The following is an 8,315-nucleotide window of genomic DNA, read 5'->3' as shown; positions in this document are numbered from 1 at the left end:
CCATCTTTGACTTATTATTTATTTTCAGATGCCTAATTATAAATCTAATGTATTTCTAAAATATTCTGTAATTCTTTGAACCTCACCTATAGCTGCAGTAAGTTTAATCATTTCCTCTGTATAAACTGTTACACTAGCACTAACTTCTTGAGATGAAGCAGAATTTTCTTGTGCGATAGCAGCTAATGATTCCACACTATCATACATTCCTTCTATAGCTTTAACTTCTCTCCCTAAATCATTGATTGTAGTAATCATTGATTCTGATACTTTATTGATAGCACTAGTTGTACCAGCACTTATATCTCGAATTCTCTCTAATCCATCAGTTTGTGTTTGAAGAGCTACACATTGATCTCCTATGATGTCTACTGTGTACTTAATATCTCCCACAAACTCTTTAAGATTTAAATTAATTTCTTCAACAGCATCCTTAGTTTGTTCTGCAAGCTTTCTTACTTCTTCTGCAACAACGGCAAATCCTCTACCATGTTCTCCAGCTCGCGCTGCTTCTATAGAGGCATTTAAGGCTAAAAGATTTGTCATATCAGAAATCTGAGCTACTATTGATACTATATTAGTAATATCACTAGCTTTATTATTTAGCTTAACTCCTGTTTCTTTTACTTCTTGGAACTTGTCCAATGTTTTTTGAATATTATTGCTTACGGTTTTTATTTCGTCAAATCCTCTACTAATTTCCATTACAGTATCTTCCATAGCTACTTTATTTTCATTTTCACTATTCACTAAACTATTTAGAGCTCTAATATTATCATTTAATCCATATGCAACTCTTTCTGTATTATTAGCTTGATCCACACTAGTATCTGACATTTGTTCTACTACTGTAGATATTTCTTTAGATGAGTTTCCCATTATGTCTGATATAGCTTTAACTTTATTAAGATACTCCATCATCTCACTGACATTAGCATCAAACTCTGTCATGTCCATTGAAGAAGTATTAGATCTAGCTTTAATAGTCTCATATAAAACTTCAAGTTCATCCTTAGTACTTACAGCATCATAACCTTTCCCATTTTGGCTATCTTCTTGTAATTGAGTCATAGTTTTAATAGGTTTTAATAACAAATATGTACCTATGAATGTTACTACTGTAGCTAATGCTGTAGTTTCTAAAGCAGGAACTATGCTTTTAACTCCAAGTATTAATATTGATCCAATAAAAGTTAGGATAAAAGTAAATATCGACGCTTTAACTGGTAATGATTTTATAAAACCAAAGGATAAAATTTTATTAAAACCATAGCTTTTTTTACTATTGATTTCTTTTTCGAAGGTCACTTCCACTTTCATCCCCTCTCCAGATTTCTCTAAAATTTTAAACTCTAATGCTTCGTTGTAATATGCAAAGGTTCCCTCAAGCATACCTAAGAAATAATCAAACATCTTTCTTCTAGACGAATAAGTAATTATTGCTTTTGTTTTAGATATCTGCACAACATCTACTATAGGTGGCTTAGCTCCTGGAATCTTTTTAGTTATTGCCACATGTATATTATTTAGCGATCTTAAAAACTCATAGGCATTTCTTTTTTTAAAACATATTGGATATACACTAACAAAAGAGTGTATATTATCCTTTCCTATTTCATTCCATAACTTTTCTTTAGTTAAACTTCTTGATTTCGATAATTTTGATATAAATTTAGCTATTACATTGTCATCTACTTCTTCTAATGGAGAAAATATCTTCCCTGTTTCCCATCCTGCATGATCCATAGCTTCATTCACTTGTGAATCATTATATATTTTTCTACAAGTGTTTAACCATATTGATACAACTGTGCCTTTCATAATTGATATCCCTCTTTTCTATATCCATGGTATATTATCATTTCTCTGGCAATGTGAAGTAAAATTTCACACCTATACTAGTATTTTCAACACCACATTGTCCTTGATGCAAATCCACTATATTTCTAACAATTGATAGCCCAAGTCCCGTACCACCATCTTTTCTATTTCTTGACTTATCTACCTTATAAAATTTATCCCATATCTTATCCAAATCTTCACTTTTAATAAACTCCCCAGTGTTTTCAAAGGATATTTTAATCATATTTCGATTTTCATACATATTGATAAATATACTACCTTCATCAGTTGTATGTTTTATGGCATTAGTAAGAAAGTTTGTTACTACTTGTTCTATCTTGAATACGTCTCCACAAACTTGTTTCTCATATAAATTCATGTATATTTTTACATTCTTATTATCGATACTATGATGTAATTTCTTTACAACATTTTTTACTAAATTATCAATAAAAAACAATTTTTTATTAAGTATTACTTTTCCACTTTCTAAAGATGATATTTGAAGCATATCTTTTACTAAATTACTCATCTTTTCAGATTCTTCTATAATTACATTTAAGGAAGAATCTATATTTCCTTCTAGAAATACTCCATCCTTAATGCCTTCTGCATATCCCTTTATTAAAGTAATTGGAGTTTTTAACTCATGAGATACATCTGCTATAAATTCCTTTCTCATATTCTCAATTTTTCTCTCTCTATCAATATCACTTTGTAATTTCCTATTAATCTCCTTTAGCGAATTTAGAGAGCTATCTAGGTTTTCTCCTAGAAAGTTCAACGTATCACCAAGATTTCCAATTTCATCTTTAGATACTATATTGCATTTATCACTAAAATCTAGATTGCTCATTCTTGTAGCTACCTTATTTATTTTTCTAAGAGGTTTTGTAATAAACTTTGAATATATTAATGATAATATAACTATCATAACTATAGCACCTAAGTAAAAGTACTTATAAAATATTCCTATGACCCCCGTAGCTTCTTTCACATATTGTAAGGATGTGAAACCCACTATCATGTTATTATTCTGGTCTAGAATAGCCGATGCTAAATACTTATTATTAGCTTGATCATTAAAGGAAATAGTGACTTGATCATTGGTTAACATTTCATTTAACAAATCTAAATCTGTTTTTATAGTGTTAATAACATAGTTAAAGATCTCATTGTTTTTATTGTCTATAGTTTTGGATTCAGTTTTGAATGTTGCCATTATGCCATTTGCAAGATTCACTACTGCTATTGACGTACTATAATTATTCTCAAATTGCTTAATACTCTCTATTACTTCACTTTCATCCTTAGAGTTCCTTAGAGTATCTCTAAATTTTAAAACATTACTCTTAATATCAGCTTCCTTCTTTTCATTGTATATTTTCTCAAATAACATTCTCTGACTCAAAAGTGTAATAGTCAAAAAAGTAATAAATACTATGGTAGTTACTGCAAACATTTTTATTGTGATACTTTTTTCTATAATTTCTTTTATTTTTTTATAATAATTAATTATCCAACTCATTTTAAACCTCTATCTTATATCCAAAGCCTCTCACAGTTACTATGATTTTACTCATGTCCTTTAGCTTCTCTCTAAGTCTCTTGATAGTAGTATCAACTACCCTTATATCTCCTTCAAAGTCATAGCCCCATATTTTAGTAAGAATTTGTTCTCTAGTAAGCACTATATTTTTATTTTTTAGAAAATATATTAATAATGAAAATTCCGTTGGTGAAAGGTTAATATCTTCATCACCTAGCATAACTCTATGTCCATTTTCATCTATATAAAGATTCTCTATGATAATACCTAAACTTTTATCTATGTTACTTCCATAGATTCTCTTTACTAATGCCTTAATTTTGGCTACTAAAACCTTTGGACTGAAAGGCTTTGTTTCATAATTATCCGCACCAAATCCTAAAGCTAAAAGCTTATCCTCTTCCTCTTCCTTTGCACTGAGCATTATTACAGGTATATTCCATCTATTTCTTATAATCTTTAATGTCTCAAATCCATCTAAGACTGGCATCATTACATCTAATACTACTAAGTTTACAGACCCTCTTTCTATGATCTCTATGGCTTCTTTACCATTAGAACTATGTAATATGTTAAATCCCTCCTTTTTCAGGTAAGCATCTAATAAGTTTCTAATGCTTTCCTCATCATCAACTAATAATATGTTTATATTTTCCATATCCATGACTCCTTAACTTCTCTTCTTAATCATAATTATACCTTATTTTGTACTTTATAATTATTTGCTTATTTATTTTATTCAAATATTTTTTCTATTGAAATACTTTTATATAAGATAATAATAAAAATGAACCTCGAGTTAATTGCGAAGTTCATTAATAAATAGCACACTTAATTTTTAGGATATCTAATTCTAGGTGAATCTGGTGCTCCACTATATGGCCAATGTGGAATAAAATCTTCATATTCAATTTCTTCCTTGTTAACACTTCTTAATTCTGCAATCTTGGTTACCCCTGTAAATATGGCAGAAATTTTGTACCATGTAGCATAATCTACCTCCCCTGTTTGTGGAAGTCCAAATATCTGTTGAAATACCTTTACTTGCTGAGTAGTTGACGGACCGTATTTACCATCTACAGCAACCTTAGGTATTAAAGGAAAGTTTTGTGATATTCGATTTAAGAATGTTTGAGTTGTCCTAACCGGCTCTCCACTGGCTCCCTCTCGTAGAGTATAACCTGGATAAGACCTTGGACTACCTGAAACACTTCTAGCTCTCTCAAGAACAATATCACTTCCATAGAAATTTGTTAATATGTCATAAGGTATATATCCTTGCTCACCTAAGTCTTTACTACCCCATTGAGTAAGCCATCCTGGACACTGAACATTTCTTCCATCACAATATTGTGCAAGTAAAGGTTGTTTAGCTCCCGCTCTCTTTATATAGGTAGAAAATATTTCATCTACTACCCTACTTATGTTGTCAAATATATTTCTTCCATAAGTAAATGCTTGATCATAAGCCGTAGAATTTGTTACATCAAAATTAAATCCCTTACTTCTATACCATTCTGTATATATTCTATTTAGTGTAAATGAAATTATACAATATACATTTGCTCTTATAGTTGATTCTGGCCAAGTTGCATAAATTTCACCACTTGCTACATTCTTTATATAATCTCTATATGGAACAGTATAATTTGGTGCTCCTGTATTAGTTGGTGTCCCAGCATGAACTACTATAAATTCTGGTATAACAGGCTCTGGCAGGACTACAAAACCGCTTGGTGGTGGAGGTAATGGCTTATCGGGATCTTCAGGTATCTTAGGTGGAAAATTACCAAATTGCACATTAGGTGGAATTTCTATAACTCTAATTACCTGTACCTCTTCAGCCTCTGTCTCTCTAGCAAGAGTTGTTGGAATTAGATTACATACCTGTAATGCTGTTCGCCGTGGTAATATCTGACACCCTCTTATAACTACATTATCAAACCCCTCTGCCGCTACTGATATGTCATAAAGTGCATAAGGTATTAAAGTGTTCTCAGGGTTTAATGACCTTTCTATGTCCGGGGTTTCTACTTCTATAGTGGCTGTTTGCCCTTCCGTATTGGTTGTAAGTGCTGCAACTTGTTCCCTAGTTTCTCCCTCTGCTCTTGTTATAGTAATATTAGCATTAGTTACCGGTATAGCTGTATTAACTCTAAATACTTGAACCTGTAGTCTACCTATATCCGCCATGATCGTCTCCTTAAAAAAATACTTCAATATATATTATGATAACACCATAAAAAAGTTCCATATCCTTTGTATGAAACTTACCATCTATTTTATCTTGAAGCTACCTCGTTATTCCATACCTGGAGAGCTCCAGCAAGACATAATGTACCATATCCCCAACTATTGTTAGGATACTGTACATCAATTCTACTTCTATTAGCTCCCTTTGATAAGAAATATTTTAATCTTTGTCCATATAGATAAGGATCATTTTCTCTTATGATTCCAAATTCCATTAAAAGTCCACAAGCTCCAGCTACTTGAGGTGCTGCCATAGATGTTCCTGAACGTGGCTCAAAACCACCTCCTGGTGTAGATGACTCTATATCTTCTCCTGGTGCTACTAAGTCAGGTTTAACAGGAGTTAGATTACTATTTCCTCTGCCTGAAAATGGTGATATAGTAAAGTTTACAAAATTATAGCTACCAACAGTTATCACTTCTGGTACAGTTCCTGGTATACCTATTGTGTTATCAGGACTAGGTCTTAGAAATCTTGTAGCAATATTTAATCCTTCTGCAATAGGTAGCCACATATCATAGGTTCCCTGAACATTAGCATTAGTTGTCATATCCATAGTCCATATTCCACTAGCAATAGTTCCATTTCCTACTCCAGAAAGCACAATTAGTATTTCCCCATCCATATTAAAAGGTGTTGGTCCCGTATTATATATAAAATACGATGTATTCCCAATTCTTCCTCTACTGAATGTATTCGTTAACCTTATATCACCACTACTTCTCCCATCTGGTGATATAATATTTAAATTAATATCCTTTAAAAAGCTCTTATATAACTGTATTATTAATATCCTTTCATCCGCTCCTACGTTAAATTGTACTTGCTGTCTTGCACCCAATTCTCCACCAATATGGTGTGCTCTATCACCTTCATTACCTGCTGCTACAACTACAGTAACTCTTTGTACTGTAGAAACTATGCCTATATATTGTTCCAATAAACTGTTTCCAGTATGGGCTCCATCATTAGTACTAAAACTTATATTTATAACTAAAGGTTTATTTAATTTATATGCACTATCGATTAAAAATTTGATTCCTCTCATTAATTGAGTACTTTTTAAACCGCTTCTATCTAACTCTCTTGTCATCTTTACCATGGCAATAGAACTTAATGGGGCAGCTCCATAAAATCGTCTTGGTATATTTCCTCCAGCACAAGCTATCCCAGCTACATGAGTTCCATGCCCTGCTCTATCCATATGCGGTACTAATGAATATGGATCTGGGCTTCTTAATGCTGCATTTATCTCCTCACTTGTATATACTTTTCTACCTACATCTAAATCATAAATAAAGTCAATTCTTGTATCTCCATTTTCTTTTCTAAACGACTGATTTACATAATCTATGCCGGAGTCTATAAATCCTATAAGTACACCTTCACCTTCTAATCCATAACCCAAGGTTACTTCTGTTATACATGAAGCTCTATTGCTAGGCTCAAAGGAAAAATATAAAGTTTTAGGTAGCTCTATATAGTTAATTTCTCTTATAGTTAATACCTTCTCAATATCTCTACCAGCTATAGTTACAATGCCATATCCAAATCCTAAATCTTCAAAAGTACCTCCAATAGCACTTATTTTTTCCGATATTACTTCTGGAGTTCCACTGTAAAGTATTACTAATTCCACATTGTTGCCTTCCACATTTTCTACTCCATATCCATATATAATCTTATCCCTTATATCAATTGGTACATTTATAAGTAAATTTAGTAATCCACTAACATTTTCCACACTTATACCTCCAAATTCTTATATATTTATAATATGGATGAAGATTGAAAGTGTTATTAAATTAATATTTAAGTAACAACTACTCTTATGCTTTAAATATTAATATAGCTATAATGATTCATAATAAAAAGCAATCTTAAAATCAACTAAATTAATTCTAAGATTGCTTTTTTCTATAATTCAATTTCTAGTCTATTTAATTTTGCAATAACTTTTATATCCTTTGGATGAGCTGTTTCTGTACGAACCATATTTTTATTACTTATAATCAATACCTTGTTGCTATCTAGTTTCTTCAATTGTCTAATTACTCTCTCTCCATTTATGTCTATAAGGTATATTTTATTATTCTCTATTTCAGAAGTTAAATTAGCTAAAGCTAAGTCGCCTTCACAAATTCTAAATCCTAGTAAATCATCATTTTCAATCTTAAGATACAATACCTTATCCTGAGCATAGCCTTCTATTTTATTTGATATAACAGGTAATTCTTTTTTTCCTATAGGCTTGTTTAAATCATAATTATAAATTCCTACAGATTTAAGAACTGAACTAAAGGCATCATTCCATACTTCATTTATAGTTTCTTTAATTTTATTATTCTTAACTGTTCCTTGACTCTTAGTACTAGCTTCTGAAGCTTTTCTTTCTTCATAGGCTATACTATCAAATAGTGTAGTCATTTCTGAAAGATCTCCACCTAAAACCTTTCCTACTCTTTCTATAAACTTTTCTTCTACAACTTTTCTTCCATTTTCAACATCATTTATATAACCTTCTGCTACTCCAAGTTTTTTAGCAAGCTGCTTTTGAGTCATTCCTTTTGCATTTCTTCCTTGTTTAATTCTTTCTCCAACGGTACTCATGTTTAGTTATCCTCCTTGCCTATCCCTCATATAAACAGAAGGGGCTTTCGCAAAATATAT

Annotated in this window: 6 protein-coding genes; all 6 read right to left on the bottom strand. The window is 31.4% G+C overall.

Features of this window, described 5'->3' with window-relative positions; translation table 11 throughout:
- Positions 1-36: 36 nt before the first annotated feature.
- Positions 37-1,821, bottom strand: a complete 1,785-nt coding sequence (locus tag B3W71_RS06570) for a heme NO-binding domain-containing protein (RefSeq protein ID WP_346888143.1) — start codon at positions 1,819-1,821, stop codon at positions 37-39.
- Positions 1,822-1,858: 37 nt separating this feature from the next.
- A complete protein-coding gene (locus B3W71_RS06565; RefSeq protein WP_346888142.1) occupies positions 1,859-3,370 on the bottom strand; it encodes a HAMP domain-containing sensor histidine kinase in 1,512 nt (503 codons plus the stop codon).
- Position 3,371: 1 nt separating this feature from the next.
- Complete coding sequence (locus B3W71_RS06560) at positions 3,372-4,049, bottom strand: response regulator transcription factor (protein ID WP_346888141.1); 678 nt, start codon at positions 4,047-4,049, stop codon at positions 3,372-3,374.
- Between the two features lie 173 nt (positions 4,050-4,222).
- Positions 4,223-5,584: a peptidoglycan-binding protein gene (locus B3W71_RS06555; RefSeq protein ID WP_346888140.1), complete on the bottom strand. Its 1,362-nt coding sequence runs from the start codon at positions 5,582-5,584 to the stop codon at positions 4,223-4,225.
- A gap of 89 nt (positions 5,585-5,673) precedes the next feature.
- Positions 5,674-7,389: a S8 family peptidase gene (locus B3W71_RS06550; protein WP_346888139.1), complete on the bottom strand. Its 1,716-nt coding sequence runs from the start codon at positions 7,387-7,389 to the stop codon at positions 5,674-5,676.
- A gap of 173 nt (positions 7,390-7,562) precedes the next feature.
- A complete protein-coding gene (locus B3W71_RS06545) occupies positions 7,563-8,255 on the bottom strand; it encodes a S24 family peptidase (protein WP_346888138.1) in 693 nt (230 codons plus the stop codon).
- Positions 8,256-8,315: the final 60 nt, after the last annotated feature.

The organism is Clostridium sp. UBA1056 (assembly GCA_002316385.1).
In the GTDB taxonomy this organism is placed as follows: domain Bacteria; phylum Bacillota; class Clostridia; order Clostridiales; family Clostridiaceae; genus Clostridium_J.
Note: the sequence above shows the minus strand (reverse complement) of the source record. Positions and strands in the feature narration are given on the sequence as shown.